We start from the raw sequence: 17,191 nt of genomic DNA, 5'->3' as shown, positions 1-17,191 counted from the left end.
TTCTCCTTTAAAACCTTGTCTCGTTGATCTTACTTGGCAGCCACGATGTCCGTGATACGGACGACCGTGTGATGCTGACGATGGCCGCGCGAACGCTTCGAATTCTGACGGCGGCGCTTCTTGAAGGCGATGACCTTCTTGCCGCGGTTCTGTTCGACGACTTCTGCCTTGACAGAGGCGCCGGTTACGAAGGGCGCACCGATCGCAGCGTCGGCGCCTTCGCCGATCACGAGCACTTCGGTGAATTCAATGGAGTCGCCAGCGGTGGCTTCCAGCTTTTCGATGGTCAGCACGTCGTTGGCTGCCACACGGTACTGTTTACCGCCGGTCTTGATGACTGCGAACATTTTTTATCCTTTCATGTTCGTTCCAGCGCTCCCCGCTAATTGAGCAGGTGGCTGTCTTTTTATCAGTCGAAGTTAAGCAGGGATTTCAGAGGTCTAATCCTCGAACTCGTCCTGCCGGTGAAGCCCCGCGCGAGCGCGGGACGGCCAAGGCGCGGATTTCTCCAAACCTATTGCGCAGTCGAGATACGCGAGTGACAAAAAGGTGTCAAGGCAAAAGGATGGAATGCTTCGACTTTTCGGCTTGCCAGCCTGTCATTTGCCCGTTATGAGAACGCCCGCGCCGAACAAGCGCCGACCAGACCGCGGAGAGGTGGCAGAGTGGTCGAATGCACCGCACTCGAAATGCGGCATACCTGCAAGGGTATCGTGGGTTCAAATCCCACCCTCTCCGCCATTGGCCTTCGACCGTAATGGATGTCCGCGTCCTCCTGCTATTTTTCGATCTTTCGGCGAAGCCTGCGTAGAACTGGACGTCGAGATTGGCCGTCTCCTTGACCATCTGCGCAGACACTCCGCGCGGGCTCAAGCCGCGGTCGTCAGAGCCATATGCTGCAGCCCGGCTGCTTGAGGTGAGCGGTGCGCGACCGATTGCGGCCGGCGCCGAAACGGCCGTGCACCACGTCGCGAAACTCGTCGCAGACGCGCAGCGCACCCAACCAGACAGTCGCGGCTCTCATGGACGGGTGATCCTATAGATCAGCAAATTATTCAAATCCACAAGCTTGGTTGCAGTCCTGTCCAGATGGTCGATAACCCCATCATGATGCTCGATGAACAGCCGGCCGTCCTTGTCGGCGGCGTTCTTGGCCACGCCGAACAGATCCGCGCCCTGCGCGCGCTGTTCCTCGAGTTGCGCGATCGCGGTGGCGTCATCCGCAACGAATTTCGACCATTCGGCATCGCCTCCGCCAGGCGGGAACACCCAGCCGCGCGCCCTGCTGTAGTAGACTGCGACGGGATCGCCGACCTCGGGCGCGATGGCGACGACGAGGTCGCCTGGTTGCGCCAACCGCGCCAGTTCCTCGCCAAGCAGTTTGCCGTTCATGGCGATTGGCTTCTTCATCGTCCTGACGAGAGGAACGGTCGACCAGGCAAGCGTGAGGGCCAAGATGCAGATCGAGCGAAGCACAACCGACGGCGTTAGAATGGTTCTCGATGCAAGCGTTGCCAGAAGAAGCGCGCCGTGGCCGCAGAACATAGCAACCGGCACATGGAAGATGTGGAGATTCCACACATTGCTGGTGATCTCGCCCGCCGCCGCCAGATAGATGATTAGGGCCGCAGCCAGCCACACATAGGGAATGGCCGAAAGGGTGCGTTGCTTCGGGTCTTCGGCGGGGCGGGGCGGTAGCCACAAGCCGACCGCGAGCAGCACCATGAACGGATAGCCGTAGAACCACAAAACCGAGGTGTTCCATACGGATTTGAAGTAGAAGCTGTTCCTGTAGTATGTCCAGAAGCCGAAATCCCAGATATAGCCGCCGGTGCCGGCGATATGAAACGGCGGATAGCTGCGGCCGAGATAAATCGCCCAGCTGAAATAAGCGCCAATGATGGCCAGGCTCAAAAGCCCCGACAGGAAGACCCATGTCGCGTGCTTTCCTTTACTTTCCAGAATCCAACAGACCATCAGATAGAAGATGACAGCGCCGGCCGCGATGCCGGGTGGCTTTGACAGCACGCCGAGCGAGAAGCTGACCGTGGCGAGCGGCAAGAGCCAGCCGCTGCCGCCGGCCCAGTATTTGGCGAACAGCCAGACGCCAAGAGTGACCAAGGCCAGCATAGCGGGATCGGGAAGAAACGAACTGTCGATCATGATCGCCGCCGGCATCAGCGCGTAGGCCAGTGCCGCCGCGTGGGCGTGCATCTCATCCCAGCATAGCGCCGTTAGCCTGTGGAGCGAAAATACTGTCACCAGACCGAAGGAGGCAGCAACCGCGCGGCCGAACCAGTCGTGCCAGCCGAAGAGTTGGTAGAGCAAGGCGGTCAGATAGCTGACGATCTGAAACTCGCGGCCCTGATAGCTTGGCCCGGGTCCGGTCCAGCTGACCTCTGGAAAAAAGATGTTCCAGCTGCGCTGCTGGAAATTGTCGGCCATCATTGCGGTGCTTATCTCGCGCCAGCTGAAGCTGTCGACCAGCGGCAAGGTGATCTTATGGAACCTGAAGATGATGGCAATACACAGGATCCCCAGCAAGATCACCGTGTTGAGGCTAGGGTAATTGCGAGCAGCCATGTCCCAGTCGCTCGTCTGCTGCTGACATTGCTGACCTTCGGCCCGATTCAATTTCGGGTCGTCGTTCATCTGAACTGTGTCCTTCCCACTGACGCCGGACACGGCGCGATATGCGCCGGCATCGAATCGAGAGGAAGATGAGGCTGAGCGGAATTTCGCCGCCGGCGCGGTCGGCTGCGGGGCGGCTCGTAGGCTTCACCGAGCAGTAGCTTCGAAGGCTTGCGGGGCGGCTTTGTCATGACGGCAGTTCATCAGCAATGCCTTAAAAAGCAATTAGCCCAGATTCATTACCGACTCCATCCGCCATGCGAACACAATAAGGGCATCGGCAAGACGACTCAGCTTGATAGTCTCAGGCACACGGCCAGCGTCAATTGCCCCGCGCCTTCTTCACCCAGGCGCCAACCTCATCGCCGCTGCTCATGTCGGGCTGCACCAGTCCGTCGATCATGAAAGTCGGCGAGACATGGATGCCGTTCTGCCTGGCATATTTGCAGTGCCACTTGATCTCCCGGTCGAGATCCGGGATTGCGAAGGCTTCTTTCAGCTTGATGCCGCTGTAGCCTTCCAGGCGCTCGATGATCTGGTTCGGCGTGACGTTCATATTCGGGCCGCCGGCATGGCGTTCAAACTCGAACTCCTCGCGATGGGCGGCGATGGCAGCCATCACCTTCTTTGCAGTTTCCTTGCCGCCTTCCAGAGTCGAAGCTGCGATGATGCAGCGGACGAGGACGCCGGAATACATGTGCCAGGGTTGCGACTGCAGGCGGATCTTCACGGTGATCTTGTCTTCGCCGGCCTGGCTCAGCAGTTCGTCGAACTTGTTGAACGCTCTGACCGAATAGGGGCAAGTCGGCTCCAGAAAAGCTTCGAAGATGCGGGGTCCAGTGCCCCAAGTCAGCGGATCTGCATGCCAGGAAGTGGTCGTCATGGAATTCCTCTCTGAGGGTAAGGTATCCGGAGAAACTTAGGTCACCAGGCTCCAGAAGCCATGCTTCTTGCCGTGTCGACGTTTAAGTTCTGCGACATAGACGTCATGGGGTCTGGTGTTGCCGAAGTCATCGATATGAGGCGCAAGCGACGCGCAGTCCGCGAGATGCCTCGCCGCATGCTTATGGCGGCTGGACCGGCCGCTATCGAGCGTGAAATCGATCATGGAGCGCAAGACGATGGTTGCCGCAAGCGGATGTTTCTCTGCCAGAGCTTCGGCCGCCGCCGGCATCAGCTCATAGAGATCGCCGTTCAGTTCCGCCTTCCGCCTCATCACGAGTTTCGCTGCCTCGGCAGGTGCCGTCCAATTCAGGAAAAATGTAAGTGCTTGGTGGACGTCCGGGAAAGCCTGGGCATAAGCGAATGCCTTCTCCTCCGCCTCCAGATCGTCGAAGTCCGGCAGTCGCTTGAGGAAAGCCTTCAGGTGCTCGCCATGCAGCGACTGCTCGAAACAAGTCCATCTGTAGGTTTGGGCCTCCTCGGTGCGCCCCAGGGCCTCGAGCGTCTCGACGCGCGCGAGCTGCCATTCGAATGGCATGTCGGCCTGGCCTTTCGTATCGACCTCATTCAGCGCCTCAAGTGCTTCCTTCGCCCGGCCGGCCGAGACCAGACGATTGGCGATGTCGGCCGCAATCATCGGCATCTTGCGCGTTTTCTCGGATTGCTGCGCGATATAGGCATCAACATCGCCCTGGGCGTCGGCAATTTCCTGCAAGGCTATGCGCACCGTCAGATCTCGCTGAGTGCCGTAAATCTCATCTTCGTAAAGGGGGCCTCCGCTGCCCCAGCCGATGATCTCGCGCTTGTCTTCCGTAGGCTTGTCTTTCGGCTCCTTGGACCATTGGACGAAGAGGGTTTTCAGGCAATCGAGACCATCCTTGCCGAGAGCTGGCGCCATCGCCGCAATCAGGTTGTCGTACTGGCCGTAACCATCGTCTTGCACGGCTTTGAACACCTTCTCGGCCAGGACATTGGAGTCGATCTTGGCGGACGCGGCGATTGCGGCAGCATCCTCGCAAGCCTGATGAAAACTTTGGATGAGAGAACCGCTGCTCTCGTTGGATCTCTCAAAGATCGAATTCGCCAATGCGAGGAACTGCCATATCAGTTCGAAAGCTTCTTGGGGATCATCGGCGGCAACGGTCTCTGCGATCGTTTTGCGCTGCGTTTCCAAATCGCTCTTCAGCGCCTTGACTTTGCGCCAGTTGATGACGGTGCGAGCCCGGGCAATGCTGACAAGCCGCTTTCGCACCTCACGCGCCACTTCGGCGCCGCCGTGATTGCCGGCAAGCTCCATTCGAAGCCGTCGCTTGTGGGCGGCACTGCCCATGCTGACCTCGATCAGCAGCTCGGCGAGGCGTTGCGCTCCAAGGGATTCGAGATTTTTCGCATTGAGTGTCGTCTTGGCTGCCATCGGTGATCGCTGTCGTTTCTGCGGGTGACCCTACCCCGGGGGCAGTACGAGGCCAAGCTCCTGGAATGTATGCACAGGATAATCCTTCGGCACCTCGCTATTAGCTAAAAACTAACGCTGCCTCGTAACGACTCCTAAAGCCGGTTTTGGCACCTTGTTGCCTGTCGAATATTGCTTCCAAATTTCTCGCTGGGGTTGATTATGAGTCATAATAAAGACGCCTGGGTCAGCCAGCGCGCTTATTCGTTGTGGGAATCGGAAGGCAGGCCGGATGGGCGCGGGGAAAGCCATTGGGCGCAGGCGTTGAGGGAGTTCGAGCAGCTTGAGCTGACGAAGGCCTCGCCTGATGGAAACGATCTCATCGAGAAGCTGAAAGCAGCCGGGCGGCTGATGCGGATCTATGATCAGGCGGCGCCCGCCGTCGAGAACGACCGGCAGATCAAAGCGGCTCGCTAGACCATGTTGCCGCTCCCCTGAGTGCCGAAATGTTCAGCGGCATTCCAGACGGACGATCGGTCTTGCCGGCAGGCGTCTTGCCACTTCGGCGAAACCGGCATCAAGGAAGGTGGAGAGTGTCCCCGGATAGAGCTCGGCCGCTCTCGAAGCGTGGAGCTGGTCGACGGGATAGGCCTCAAGGCATTCGGCCCCGTTTGCCTTCGCAAATTCGACGGCATGTTTCAGCAATAATTGCGATAATCCCTGCCGCCGGAACGGCTTGCGGACGATGAAGCAATTGATCGACCAGACCGGCTTGTCATCGACCGCCGCAAAGGGTTTTGAGCGGCGTAGCCGATCGAATACGGCGCGCGGCGCGACACCGCACCATCCGGCCGGCTCATTCTGGTGATAGCCGAGAATTCCGGGCGGGCGTTTGGCGAGTAGACTTCGGAACCAGTTGCGATTTCCCTCGCCCCATCCTGCCTTGTAGTCGGCATTCGGAAGATACCAGTAGGCGCAGCGACAATTCCGGCCGTCGGCGCAATCGTCGAAAACCGCTTCTATATCGGCCAGGCGGTCGGCGGTGGCGGGGAAGAAAGAGAAGCGATCTTGCATCCGGGCAAGTTATGGCGCGGGCGGATGATCGGCAAGCGGCCGCTCCTTGCCGGCCGATCAGGCGAGGCTGCCCCGTTCTTTAGCCGCCGACGGCGCCCGTATATCGTTGCCGATCCTCATCCGCGGGCGATCGTCCTGACGCTACTGGCGTGCGGCCCAGCTCAGGCCCCGCCGCAGGATGAGCGGCATATAGGGATGGTCGAATTCGGCTGCGACATGGCCGAGGGCGGAATAGAAGATGCGGCCGGCGCCGAAATGGCGCTTGAAGACGACGGGCATCACGATATTGCGGGCCGCCGGATCGTAGGCGCCGGTGAAGGTGGTGGTCGCAAGGATTTCGACTGTGGGATCGTAATGGAGATAATATTGCTCCGAACGATAGTCGAAATCGGGAATGCCCTCCATGACGGGATCGTCCTGGCGGGTGATGGCGACGCGGAAGTCGATGATGTTGCCGGGATGGGCGACCCAGGTGACGCCCGAGACATAGCGGAAAGGCGCGCTTTCCTTGAAGGACGTGGCAAGCGCGCCGTGATGGCCGGCAAGCCCGAGCCCGCCACGCACGGCTTCGACGAGGGCGGTGGCATGTTCCTTCTCAAGCTTTTCACCGGTGATGATCGGCACCAGCAGATCGGCTTTCGCCAGCGTCGGAGATCCGAATACGCCGAGATCGCCGGTCACCTCGACTGTAAAATCGTCCTCGCGCAGAAGATCGGCGACAATATGAGCGCATTGCTCCGGCTCATGGCCTTGCCAGCCGCCCCAAACGACCAATGCCTTCCTCATTCGCGCTCTCCCTGCCTGATGGCTGCAGACCGTTGATCATCACATGGTGGTGCAAGCCCCTTAGATCTGGCGGCTATGCAAATCACGCGAATAATTCATGTTTCTTCCTGATCCGGCACAAATTGCGCAGGCGGCGTATCGCTCCCGGTCGAGCGTGGCTTCGGCATTTGACGTATTGTCCGTTGACGCCGATCGCAGTTCCTTCTTTTTATTGACGTGTATCTCGTCTAGGTTTCTCCCATCTCTCAATGAATAGTAAGGGTGGTGCATGGCAGGTGAAACGGTTCTTGTCGTCGGCGGCGCCGGCTATATCGGCTCGCATACGTGCCTCGACCTGGCGAACAAGGGCTATACGCCTGTCGTCTTCGACAATTTTTCGAACGGTCATCGCGAGTTCGTCAAATGGGGGCCGGCTGAGGAAGGCGATATTCGCGATCGCGCCCGTCTGGATGAGGTGCTGGCCAAGCACAAGCCGGCGGCGATCCTGCATTTCGCGGCGCTGATCGAGGTTGGCGAATCGGTCAAGGATCCGGTTTCCTTCTACGAGAACAATGTGATCGGCACGTTGACGCTGCTTTCGGCGGCGCAGGCGGCTGATATCAACGCCTTCGTCTTCTCCTCCACCTGCGCGACCTACGGCCTGCCGCAGAGCGTGCCGCTCGACGAAACGCACCGGCAGGTGCCGATCAATCCTTACGGGCGGACGAAATATATCGTCGAGCAGGCGCTTGCCGATTACGACCAGTACAGGAGCCTGCGCTCGGTGGTGCTGCGCTATTTCAATGCAGCCGGCGCCGATTTCGAGGGCCGGATCGGCGAATGGCATCAGCCGGAAACGCATGCAATACCGCTAGCGATCGACGCGGCGCTCGGCCGCCGTCAGGGTTTCAAGGTGTTCGGCAGCGATTACGAAACACGCGACGGCACCTGTGTGCGCGACTATATCCATGTGCTCGATCTTGCCGATGCGCATGTGCGCGCCGTCGAATATTTGTTGAAGGGCGGCGATTCCGTCGCACTCAACCTCGGCACCGGCACCGGCACGACAGTCAAGGAATTGCTCGGCGCCATCGAGGACGTGTCGAACCGGCCTTTCCCGGTCGAATATATCGGCCGTCGCGAAGGCGATTCGCATACGCTGGTCGCCAATAACGACAAGGCGCGCGACGTGCTCGGCTGGGTGCCGCAATATGATCTGTCTCAGATCATCCGCTCCGCCTGGGACTGGCATGCAAAATCCAACCAGCATTGAGAAGGCACGTCGGCCGAACATCCTGCTGATCACGGCGGATCAGTGGCGTGGCGATTGCCTGTCGGCTATCGGTCATGCTTGCGTGAAGACGCCTGGTATCGATGCGCTGGCGCGCGAAGGCACGCTCTTCCGGCGGCACTATGCCGGGGCGGCACCCTGCTCACCGGCGCGGGCCACACTTTATACCGGCCTTTACCAGATGAACCACCGCGTCTGCCGCAACGGTTCGCCGCTCGATGCCCGCTTCGACAATCTGGCGTTGGCGGCCCGGCGGGCGGGATACGACCCGACGCTGTTCGGCTACACGGATACGGCGCCCGACCCGCGCGGGATGGATGCCGGCGATCCGCATCTGACGACCTACGAAGGCGTGCTGCCGGGCTTTACGGCTCGCCAGCTTTTGCCGGAGCATGAGAAACAATGGCTCTCCTGGCTCAGGTCCCGCGGCCACGCGGATGCCGTCAGCCGCGATATCCATATTCCTGTCGGTGCTGGAGCCGGAGACATTTCCGATGCGTCACCGGCCTATTCGCGCGACGAGACCCAGACGGCGTTCCTGGCCGGCGAGTTCATCCGCTGGGTGGGCGAACAGGACAGGCCGTGGTTCGCGCATGTCTCTTTCTTACGTCCGCATCCGCCATTCTCCGTGCCGGAGCCGTTCAACCGGATGTTCAAGCCGGGCGAGGGACCGGTTTTTGCACGCGCGGCAAACTGCGAAGCCGAACAGGACGGTCATCCCTACCTCGCCTATTCCATGCCGCGCTCTGACAAGGGCAACTTTATCCACGGTGCAAGGGGGCCGCTCAGCAGCTGGAACGCTGAGGACTTCGCCGCGATCCGGGCGATCTATTACGGCATGATATCAGAGGTCGATGCGCAGCTCGGCCGCATCTGGCAGGCCCTCAAGGATGCGGGCGCCTGGGACGATACGCTTATTGTCTTCACCTCTGACCACGCCGAGATGGCGGGCGATCACTGGACGCTCGGCAAGGGCGGCTTTTTCGATGGCAGCTATCATATTCCGCTTGTCATTCGCGATCCCGCAAGCAGTGCTGCGGGTGGGGTCGTCGACAAATTCACCAGCGCTGCGGATATTTTTCCGACACTTTGCCAAAGGCTCGGCATCGACGCGAAGAACGGGCTCGATGGCAGGTCGCTCATGCCGTTTGTCAGGGGTGGGAGCGGACAGGGTTGGCGGGATGCGGCATTCTGGGAATTCGATTTCCGCGACATTGCCCATGGCGAGGCCGAGCAGCATTTCCGGCTGCGGTCCAACGAATGCAACCTCGCGGTAATCCGCGACGCGCGGTTCAAATACGTGCATTTTACCGCATTCCCGCCGCTGCTCTTCAATCTTCGCGACGATCCGAAGGAGCTCGACAATGTCGCGGCGGATCCGGCCTATGCGGCGATACGGCTCGACTATGCCGAGAAGCTGCTGTCGCTCCGAGCGCGCCATCTCGATCAGACGCTCGCCTATACCGAGCTGACGGAAAGAGGGCCGGTGACGCACCGGCCCTGATAGAGTATCGCCGTCTTCTTCGAATGACGGCGATACTCTCTTTCTCTTTTACGCAATTCCCGGCAAAAGCGTTTCACGCTTTGCCTGGCAAAACCGCTGCACACTTTTGCTGGAATTGCTTTGTTCAGCCGAGATAATCGCGCTTACCGATCGGCGCACCCTGGTTGCGCAGGATGGCGTGGGCCGTCGCGACATGGAAATAGAAATTCGGCAGGGCGAAGGTGGCGATATATTCGTCACCCGGCAGCACGATACCACTCTTTCCCGGCAGGGTGATCTGGCGGGTTTGCGTGTCTTCCAATGCTTCCGCCGAGAAGCCGGCGAGATAGGCGTCGGTCTTTGCCAGGCGCTCGCGCAGGTCGTCGAACGTCTTTTCGTTGTCCTCGAACTTCGGGGCGTCGGTCGCCGTCAGGCGGGCGAGCGCAAATTTGGCGCTGTCGCTGGCGCGTTGATACTGGCCGGAGAGCGGCAGCATGTCGGGCGCCAGGCGAGCGGCGACCAATATTGCAGGATCGATATTCTTTTCCTTCGCATAGGCTTCGGCCTTGTCGAGGTAGGTTTTCAGGCTGGCGAGGCCGCGCTGGAACATCGGAACGGTGAGGCGATACATCGAAATGGACATTTGTCCTGTCTCCAAAATCTTCAAATGATTGGGTCGCGGCGAGAGGTCGAAGGCGCCTGCGGCCGTGAGCCTGCCTTCGATCCTCCCATAGATGGATGCTCGCTTGGTCTTTCACAACACGAGGAATGTGGGCGTCGGTCGTGAGGTCCCACGGCATTTCGCTCTCATCCATATCTCGTCGCCGCTAAAGATACTTGACGCCGTTCCCAGAAAATGGAATGAATATTCCGCAGAACAGATTTAACGGTTTGTTTGTTCCGTTTTGCGGAGCGCCGCGGGAGAGGTGGCGCAGGGGAATTGCGGCTTCAGAGCAAATGCCTGGAGCTCCGGCGTGAGGAGGGTGCAGCCGGGCACCGCTTTGTGGAGGAAGTGAAAATGAAAAAGTTAATCCTGGGCACTGCGATGGCGCTCGTCATGTCGACGGCCGCTCACGCGGAAACTGTCGGCGTCTCGATGGCGAAATTCGACGACAATTTCCTGACGGTTCTGCGCAATGGCATGACCGATTATGCAAAGACACTGAGCGGTGTGACGCTGCAGGTCGAAGACGCACAGAACGACGTTTCCAAGCAGCAAAGCCAGATCCAGAATTTCATCGCCTCCAAGGTCGATGCAATCGTCGTCAACCCTGTCGATACCGATGCGACCACGGCAATGTCGAAGCTCGCGGCCGATGCTGGTATTCCGCTTGTCTATGTCAACCGTGAACCGGTCAACGTCGACACGCTGCCGGACAATCAGGCCTTCGTCGCTTCCAACGAGCAGGAATCCGGCACGCTGGAAACCAAAGAAATCTGCCGCATTCTCGGTGGCAAGGGCAAGGCCGTCGTCATCATGGGCGAGCTCTCCAACCAGGCTGCACGCATGCGGACGCAGGACATCCATGACGTCATCAAGACGGATGAGTGCAAGGGCCTGGAGATCGTCGAAGAGCAGACCGCCAACTGGGACCGCACCCAGGGCGCCGACCTGATGACCAACTGGCTCTCCAGCGGTATTGAATTCGACGCTGTGATCTCCAACAACGACGAAATGGCGATCGGCGCCATCCAGGCGCTGAAGGCGGCCGGTAAGGATATGAGCAAGGTCGTCGTCGGCGGTGTCGACGCCACGCAGGACGCGCTTGCCGCCATGCAGGCGGGCGATCTCGACGTCACGGTGTTCCAGGATGCCGCCGGCCAGGGCAAGGGCTCGCTCGATGCAGCGCTCAAGCTCGCCAAGGGCGAAAAGATCGAGAAGAAGGTCTACATTCCCTTCCAGCTCGTCACGCCTGCCAACGTCAAGGACTTCGTCAGCAAGAACTGAGGCGAACGGCACACAGGATGCGGGCTTTGCCCGCATCCTTTTCGCCTACCCGTATCCGGAGGAGATGATATGGCCGTCAGCCCGACAACCATGGCCGCCGTGCGCGCGAGCGGCGCGGTCCCGAATGCGGAATATCTCTTGAGCGCCGAGGGTGTCCGCAAGGAATTTCCTGGAGTCGTCGCACTTGACGACGTGCAGTTCCGGCTGAAGCGCGCCACCGTGCATGCGCTGATGGGCGAAAACGGCGCCGGCAAATCGACATTGATGAAGATCCTCGCCGGCATCTACACGCCGGACAAGGGCGATATTCGCCTGAAGGGGATCGAGATCCAGCTGAAATCTCCGCTCGACGCGCTGGAGAACGGCATTGCCATGATCCATCAGGAGCTGAACCTGATGCCGTTCATGACGGTCGCAGAAAATATCTGGATTCGCCGCGAACCGAAGAACCGCCTCGGTTTCATCGATCACGGCGTGATGCACCGCATGACCGAGGAATTGTTTACTCGGCTCAATATCGCCATCGATCCCGATATCGAGGTCCGGTTCCTGTCGGTCGCCAACCGGCAGATGGTCGAGATCGCCAAGGCGGTTTCCTATAATTCCGACGTGTTGATCATGGACGAGCCGACTTCGGCCCTGACGGAGCGCGAGGTCGAGCATCTTTTCCGTATCATCCGCGACCTCAAGGCCCAGGGTATCGGCATCGTCTACATCACCCACAAGATGAACGAGCTTTTCGAGATCGCCGACGAGTTCTCCGTCTTCCGCGACGGCCGATATATCGGCACGCATGCCTCGACCGACGTCACACGCGACGACATCATCCGCATGATGGTCGGGCGCGAGATCACCCAGATGTTTCCCAAGGAAGAGGTGCCGATCGGCGAGGTCGTGCTTTCCGTCAAGGATCTTTGTCTCAAGGGCGTCTTCAACAACGTCTCCTTCGAGGTCAGGGCCGGCGAAATCCTCGGCGTGGCCGGCCTGGTCGGCTCCGGCCGGTCGAATGTCGCCGAAACGCTGTTTGGCGTGACGCCGGCAAGTTCCGGCTCGATCGAGCTCTACGGCAAGCCGGCGGCCATTTCTTCGCCGACCGAGGCCATCCGCAATCGGATGGCGTTCCTGACCGAAGACCGCAAAGATACCGGCTGCCTGCTGATTCTCGATATTCTCGAGAACATGCAGATCGCCGTTCTGCAGGACAGATACGTCAGGGGCGGCTTCGTACAGCAGGGCGCAGTCGAGGCAACCTGCGAAGACATGGCAAAAAAGCTGCGCGTCAAAACGCCCAATCTGTACGAGCGGGTGGAAAATCTTTCGGGCGGCAATCAACAGAAGGTGCTGATCGGGCGCTGGCTGCTCACCAATCCGCGCATTCTCATCCTCGACGAGCCGACGCGCGGCATCGATGTCGGCGCCAAGGCGGAAATCCACCGATTGGTCACGGAAATGGCGCGAGATGGTGTGGCGGTGGTGATGATCTCGTCCGAGATGCCCGAAGTTCTCGGGATGAGCGACCGCATCATGGTCATGCACGAGGGACGCGTGACCGGTTTCCTCAATCGCGACGAAGCAACGCAGATCAAGGTGATGGAGCTGGCTGCGCAGTGATGCGTTGACGGCGATCGCCCAAGGGAGGTTTGACATGACTACCAAGGCAGCAGAGGGCGCGGCTCCGCTCGCAACCCGGCAAAGGCGGCGGCGCATACCGACGGAACTCAGCATTTTCCTCGTGCTCGTCGGTATCGCGCTCATTTACGAAGTGCTCGGCTGGATGTTCATCGGCCAAAGCTTCCTGATGAATTCGCAGCGTCTGACGATCATGATCCTGCAGGTCTCCGTCATCGGCATTATCGCCGTCGGCGTCACGCAGGTCATTATCACCGGCGGCATCGATCTTTCGTCGGGTTCGGTCGTCGGCATGACGGCGATGATCGCAACGAGCTTTGCCCAGTCCTCGACCTGGGGACGGGCCGTTTTTCCCTCGCTGACCGACCTGCCGGCTTTCGTGCCGATCGTCGTTGGTCTGCTGATCGGGGCGGCCGCCGGCCTCGCGAACGGCGCGCTCATCGCCTACACGAAGATCCCGCCGTTCATTGCCACGCTTGGCATGTTCGTTTCAGCCAGGGGCGTGGCGAAGTGGTATACGAAGGGGCAGCCGGTTTCCGGGATCACCGAGCAGTTTCATTTCATCGGAACGAAAGCCTGGCCGGTCGTCGTCTTCCTGGTGGTTGCGCTGATCTTTCATATTGCGCTGCGCTACACCCGTTATGGAAAGTTCACCTATGCCATCGGCGCGAACCCGCAGGCCGCGCGCGTTTCCGGCATCAACATCGAGGCGCATCTCGTCAAGGTCTATGTGATTGCCGGATTGCTCGCCGGCCTTGCCGGTATCGTCACGGCGGCACGCGCTGAAACCGCACAGGCCAGCATGGGTGTCGGATATGAACTCGACGCGATCGCCGCGACCGTCATCGGCGGCACCTCGCTCACCGGCGGTGTCGGGCGCATCACCGGCACCGTCATCGGCACGATCATTCTCGGCGTCATGACCTCGGGCTTCACGTTCCTCAGGATCGACGCCTATTACCAGGAGATCGTCAAGGGCCTCATCATCGTCGCGGCTGTCGTCATCGACGTCTACAGACAGAAGAAACGCCGCAAGCACTGATTTCTGGCATGCAATGATTTTTTACGGGAGCTTCGGCTCCCGTTTCATTTTCAGCATCGACGGAATTCTGAAAAAAGAGGTGGCGAATTCCGTCAGCTTTTCTATTCTGCCGCTTCATTCGCCCTCTACAGCGCCGCGCGTCTGAAAAGACGCGCAAAGGACGCTGTAGCACTTTGAATGCTGCATAATTTTATTCTTAAATCGATTCTGATTTAAGGAATTATGCAGTAGGGCAGCGCAGGAAGACAGATGCAATTCGTATTTGATGGTCACAACGACGTTCTCCTTCGACTCTGGACACATTCAAAAGATGGCAGCGACCCGATCGCGGAATTCGCAGACGGCACGACGGTCGGCCATATCGATGCGCATCGGGCTAGAGAGGGCGGTCTTTCAGGCGGTCTCTGCGCCATCTATATTCCTTCAGGCGATCTCGTCTTCGCCGATCCGGATGCCGATGGCCGCTATATGACGCCGATGGCGGCCCCTCTCGATCCGCTGCCTTCGCTTGCCATCGCCAATGAAATGGCGGCGATCGCGCTGCGGCTCGACCAGGCCGGCGCCTGGCGGCTCTGCAGGACGGTGAAGGATATCCGCGGCGCCATGGCGGACGACATTTTCGCCGCCGTCATGCATATGGAAGGCTGCGAGGCGATCGGCGCCGATCTCTCGGCGCTGGAGGTGTTCTATGCGGCAGGGCTGCGGTCGCTCGGTCCGGTCTGGAGCCGGCACAATGTCTTCGGTCACGGCGTGCCCTTCGCCTTCCCGATGTCGCCGGATACGGCGCCCGGCCTCACCGATGCCGGCTTCGCGCTGGTCAGGGAATGCAATCGTCTCGGTATCCTGATCGATCTTGCCCATATCACCGAGAAGGGTTTCTGGGACGTGGCGAAGAAGACGGATCAGCCGCTGGTCGCCAGCCATTCCAATGCCCACGCCCTGACGCCGGTTGCGCGCAACCTGACGGACAGGCAGCTCGATGCGATCCGCGAAAGCCGCGGGCTCGTCGGCATCAATTATGCCACCGCCATGCTGCGTGCCGATGGCCGCTCGGACAGCGATACGCCGCTTGCCGACATGATCCGCCATATCGATTATCTTGTGAACCGCATCGGCATCGACTGCGTGGCGCTCGGATCGGACTTCGACGGGGCCACCATTCCCGAGGAAATCGGTGATGCAGCCGGTAATCAGAAGCTGATTGCCGCTCTCAGAGAGGTTGGCTATGCTGACGCCGACCTGGCAAAACTTGCCCGTGAAAACTGGCTTCGCATTCTGGCTCAGGCTTGGCGGGAGGACCACGCCTAAGCCTTTCGTATCCAATCAAAAAACAGGGGAACAGACCATGATGATGACCAAGCTCAACCGCAATTTCCGCATGCTTTCCGCGGGAGCTGCGCTTTCACTGCTGATGATGGCCGCACCCTCGGCCTTTGCCGAGACGCCGAAGGATACGCTGGTCGAAGGCTTCGCCATCGACGACATCATCACGATGGATCCGGGCGAGGCTTTCGAGCTTTCGACGGCCGAAATCACCACCAACAGCTACAGCCTGCTCGTCCGTCTCGACATGGACGACACATCCAAGGTGAAGGGCGATCTGGCCGAGAGCTGGAGCGTTTCCGATGACGGTCTTACCTATACGTTCAAGCTAAAGTCCGGCCTGAAATTCGCCTCCGGCAACCCGATCACCGCCGAAGATGTTGCCTGGTCGTTCGAGCGCGCCGTCAAGCTCGACAAGAGCCCGGCCTTCATCCTCACCCAATTCGGCCTGACCGGCGACAACGTCGCGGAAAAGGCCAAGGCGGCCGATGCCGGCACCTTCGTCTTCACGGTCGACAAGGCCTATGCACCGAGTTTCGTGCTCAACTGCCTGACGGCAACCGTCGCTTCCGTCGTCGACAAGAAGCTGGTGCTGGAGCATGTGAAGGCGGTGACGCCCGATGCCGACCACAAATACGACAACGACTTCGGCAATGAATGGCTGAAGACCGGCTATGCCGGCTCCGGCCCCTATAAGATGCGCGAATGGCGCGCCAACGAAGTCGTCGTGCTGGAGCGCAACGACAATTATTATGGCGACAAGGCAAAGCTCAACCGCGTCATCTACCGCTACATGAAGGAAAGCGCTGCCCAACGCCTGGCGCTCGAAGCCGGTGATATCGATATCGCCCGTAATCTCGAGCCGGGCGATATCGACGCGGTTTCGAAGAATGCCGATCTCGCGACAACGAGTGCGCCGAAGGGCACGATCTATTATGTCAGCCTGAACAACAAGAACGAGAACCTGAAGAAGCCGGAAGTCCAAGAAGCCTTCAAATATCTGGTCGATTACGATGCTATCGGCGCAACGCTGATCAAGGGTATCGGCGAGATCCATCAGACCTTCCTGCCGAAGGGTCAGCTCGGCGCACTCGACGAGAATCCCTACAAGCTCGATGTCGCCAAGGCCAAGGAACTGCTGGCCAAGGCCGGCGTACCCGACGGTTTCTCGATCACGATGGACGTGCGCAACAGCCAGCCGGTGACTGGTATCGCCGAATCCATGCAGCAGACGCTGGCGCAGGCCGGCGTGAAGATGGAAATCATCCCCGGCGACGGCAAGCAGACGCTGACCAAGTACCGCGCCCGTACCCATGACATGTATATCGGCCAATGGGGTTCGGACTATTTCGACCCGAATTCCAATGCCGACACCTTTACCGGCAATCCTGACAATTCCGATGCCGGCACGGTGAAGACGCTCGCATGGCGCAACACCTGGGAAGCGCCGGAGCTCGACAAGCAAGCCAAGGCAGCACTTCTGGAACGCGACGCTGCCAAGCGCGCCGCCATATATCAGGACATCCAGAAGAAGTATCTGGCAAACAGCCCCTTCGTCTTCATCTTCCAGCAAACCGAGGTGGCCGGCTACCGCAAGAGCGTGAAGGACTTCAAGCTGGGTCCGAGCTTCGACACCAATTTCGTCGGTCCGATCGCCAAGGAATAGTCCG

16 protein-coding genes and 1 tRNA gene are annotated in these 17,191 nt (G+C 59.6%); 9 read left to right on the top strand and 8 right to left on the bottom strand.

Going from position 1 to position 17,191, the window contains the following annotated elements; translation table 11 throughout:
- Positions 1–29 precede the first annotated feature (29 nt).
- Positions 30–347, bottom strand: coding sequence for a 50S ribosomal protein L21 (rplU, locus tag HX898_RS14170; RefSeq protein ID WP_003543907.1), 318 nt, complete (start codon positions 345–347; stop codon positions 30–32).
- A gap of 304 nt (positions 348–651) precedes the next feature.
- Here rplU and HX898_RS14165 point away from each other — a divergent pair.
- Positions 652–741: transfer RNA gene (locus HX898_RS14165), tRNA-Ser, on the top strand.
- Positions 742–883: 142 nt separating this feature from the next.
- On the opposite strand, the gene HX898_RS14160 is transcribed toward HX898_RS14165, so the two are convergent.
- From HX898_RS14160 to HX898_RS14145, 4 genes are all read right to left on the bottom strand, one after another.
- Entirely contained in the window at positions 884–1,024 is a 141-nt protein-coding gene (locus HX898_RS14160) for a hypothetical protein (RefSeq protein WP_180194924.1), read from the bottom strand.
- Positions 1,021–2,652, bottom strand: coding sequence for a glycosyltransferase family 39 protein (locus HX898_RS14155; protein ID WP_180194923.1), 1,632 nt, complete (start codon positions 2,650–2,652; stop codon positions 1,021–1,023). Before HX898_RS14155 ends, HX898_RS14160 begins: the two co-directional genes overlap by 4 nt.
- A gap of 301 nt (positions 2,653–2,953) precedes the next feature.
- Positions 2,954–3,514: a thioredoxin domain-containing protein gene (locus HX898_RS14150; RefSeq protein WP_129422107.1), complete on the bottom strand. Its 561-nt coding sequence runs from the start codon at positions 3,512–3,514 to the stop codon at positions 2,954–2,956.
- A 36-nt stretch (positions 3,515–3,550) separates the two neighbouring features.
- Positions 3,551–4,987: a DUF6880 family protein gene (locus HX898_RS14145; RefSeq protein WP_138331933.1), complete on the bottom strand. Its 1,437-nt coding sequence runs from the start codon at positions 4,985–4,987 to the stop codon at positions 3,551–3,553.
- Between the two features lie 201 nt (positions 4,988–5,188).
- On the opposite strand from HX898_RS14145, the gene HX898_RS14140 reads away from it, so the two are divergent.
- On the top strand, positions 5,189–5,443 hold the full coding sequence (locus tag HX898_RS14140; RefSeq protein ID WP_130718321.1) for a DUF2934 domain-containing protein: 255 nt from the start codon (positions 5,189–5,191) through the stop codon (positions 5,441–5,443).
- 33 nt (positions 5,444–5,476) lie between these two features.
- On the opposite strand, the gene HX898_RS14135 is transcribed toward HX898_RS14140, so the two are convergent.
- Together HX898_RS14135 and HX898_RS14130 are read right to left on the bottom strand one after the other, a co-directional pair.
- Positions 5,477–6,040, bottom strand: coding sequence for a GNAT family N-acetyltransferase (locus HX898_RS14135; RefSeq protein WP_138331932.1), 564 nt, complete (start codon positions 6,038–6,040; stop codon positions 5,477–5,479).
- Positions 6,041–6,181: 141 nt separating this feature from the next.
- Entirely contained in the window at positions 6,182–6,826 is a 645-nt protein-coding gene (locus tag HX898_RS14130; protein WP_138331931.1) for a ThuA domain-containing protein, read from the bottom strand.
- Between the two features lie 268 nt (positions 6,827–7,094).
- Here HX898_RS14130 and galE point away from each other — a divergent pair, with 268 nt between their 5' ends.
- Positions 7,095–8,078 carry a UDP-glucose 4-epimerase GalE gene (gene galE / locus HX898_RS14125; protein WP_138331930.1) on the top strand — a complete coding sequence of 328 codons (984 nt, stop codon included), beginning with the start codon at positions 7,095–7,097 and terminating at the stop codon, positions 8,076–8,078.
- Positions 8,056–9,600, top strand: a complete 1,545-nt coding sequence (locus tag HX898_RS14120) for an alkaline phosphatase family protein (RefSeq protein WP_180194922.1) — start codon at positions 8,056–8,058, stop codon at positions 9,598–9,600. Before galE ends, HX898_RS14120 begins: the two co-directional genes overlap by 23 nt.
- Positions 9,601–9,724: 124 nt before the next feature.
- Here HX898_RS14120 and HX898_RS14115 read toward each other — a convergent pair whose 3' ends face one another.
- On the bottom strand, positions 9,725–10,222 hold the full coding sequence (locus tag HX898_RS14115) for a DUF1993 domain-containing protein (protein ID WP_138331928.1): 498 nt from the start codon (positions 10,220–10,222) through the stop codon (positions 9,725–9,727).
- A gap of 375 nt (positions 10,223–10,597) precedes the next feature.
- On the opposite strand from HX898_RS14115, the gene HX898_RS14110 reads away from it, so the two are divergent.
- From HX898_RS14110 to HX898_RS14090, 5 genes are all read left to right on the top strand, one after another.
- Positions 10,598–11,527, top strand: a complete 930-nt coding sequence (locus HX898_RS14110) for a sugar ABC transporter substrate-binding protein (protein ID WP_180194921.1) — start codon at positions 10,598–10,600, stop codon at positions 11,525–11,527.
- A 69-nt stretch (positions 11,528–11,596) separates the two neighbouring features.
- Complete coding sequence (locus HX898_RS14105) at positions 11,597–13,138, top strand: sugar ABC transporter ATP-binding protein (protein ID WP_138389377.1); 1,542 nt, start codon at positions 11,597–11,599, stop codon at positions 13,136–13,138.
- A gap of 34 nt (positions 13,139–13,172) precedes the next feature.
- Entirely contained in the window at positions 13,173–14,198 is a 1,026-nt protein-coding gene (locus HX898_RS14100; protein WP_011653996.1) for an ABC transporter permease, read from the top strand.
- Positions 14,199–14,447: 249 nt separating this feature from the next.
- The gene (locus tag HX898_RS14095; protein ID WP_029874673.1) at positions 14,448–15,506 is read left to right on the top strand and encodes a dipeptidase; all 1,059 of its coding nucleotides are present in this window, start codon (positions 14,448–14,450) and stop codon (positions 15,504–15,506) included.
- 37 nt (positions 15,507–15,543) lie between these two features.
- Positions 15,544–17,187: an ABC transporter substrate-binding protein gene (locus tag HX898_RS14090; protein WP_180194920.1), complete on the top strand. Its 1,644-nt coding sequence runs from the start codon at positions 15,544–15,546 to the stop codon at positions 17,185–17,187.
- The last annotated feature ends 4 nt before the right edge of the window (positions 17,188–17,191 follow it).

This window comes from Rhizobium sp. WYCCWR 11128 (genome assembly GCF_013416305.1).
Lineage (GTDB): Bacteria > Pseudomonadota > Alphaproteobacteria > Rhizobiales > Rhizobiaceae > Rhizobium > Rhizobium indicum.
The sequence above is the reverse complement of the archived record's forward strand: the minus strand, read 5'-3'. Positions and strand labels throughout refer to the sequence as shown.

Bases quoted from the DNA above. Each gene is read 5' to 3' on its own strand.
- HX898_RS14095 (WP_029874673.1), top strand. From the start codon at position 14,448: ATGCAATTCGTATTTGATGGTCACAACGACGTTCTCCTTCGACTCTGG.
- HX898_RS14150 (WP_129422107.1), bottom strand. From the start codon at position 3,514: ATGACGACCACTTCCTGGCATGCAGATCCGCTGACTTGGGGCACTGGA.
- HX898_RS14140 (WP_130718321.1), top strand. From the start codon at position 5,189: ATGAGTCATAATAAAGACGCCTGGGTCAGCCAGCGCGCTTATTCGTTG.
- HX898_RS14115 (WP_138331928.1), bottom strand. From the start codon at position 10,222: ATGTCCATTTCGATGTATCGCCTCACCGTTCCGATGTTCCAGCGCGGC.
- HX898_RS14130 (WP_138331931.1), bottom strand. From the start codon at position 6,826: ATGAGGAAGGCATTGGTCGTTTGGGGCGGCTGGCAAGGCCATGAGCCG.
- HX898_RS14100 (WP_011653996.1), top strand. From the start codon at position 13,173: ATGACTACCAAGGCAGCAGAGGGCGCGGCTCCGCTCGCAACCCGGCAA.
- HX898_RS14135 (WP_138331932.1), bottom strand. From the start codon at position 6,040: ATGCAAGATCGCTTCTCTTTCTTCCCCGCCACCGCCGACCGCCTGGCC.
- HX898_RS14110 (WP_180194921.1), top strand. From the start codon at position 10,598: ATGAAAAAGTTAATCCTGGGCACTGCGATGGCGCTCGTCATGTCGACG.
- HX898_RS14145 (WP_138331933.1), bottom strand. From the start codon at position 4,987: ATGGCAGCCAAGACGACACTCAATGCGAAAAATCTCGAATCCCTTGGA.
- HX898_RS14160 (WP_180194924.1), bottom strand. From the start codon at position 1,024: ATGAGAGCCGCGACTGTCTGGTTGGGTGCGCTGCGCGTCTGCGACGAG.
- HX898_RS14120 (WP_180194922.1), top strand. From the start codon at position 8,056: ATGCAAAATCCAACCAGCATTGAGAAGGCACGTCGGCCGAACATCCTG.
- HX898_RS14105 (WP_138389377.1), top strand. From the start codon at position 11,597: ATGGCCGTCAGCCCGACAACCATGGCCGCCGTGCGCGCGAGCGGCGCG.
- HX898_RS14155 (WP_180194923.1), bottom strand. From the start codon at position 2,652: ATGAACGACGACCCGAAATTGAATCGGGCCGAAGGTCAGCAATGTCAG.
- galE (WP_138331930.1), top strand. From the start codon at position 7,095: ATGGCAGGTGAAACGGTTCTTGTCGTCGGCGGCGCCGGCTATATCGGC.
- rplU (WP_003543907.1), bottom strand. From the start codon at position 347: ATGTTCGCAGTCATCAAGACCGGCGGTAAACAGTACCGTGTGGCAGCC.
- HX898_RS14090 (WP_180194920.1), top strand. From the start codon at position 15,544: ATGATGATGACCAAGCTCAACCGCAATTTCCGCATGCTTTCCGCGGGA.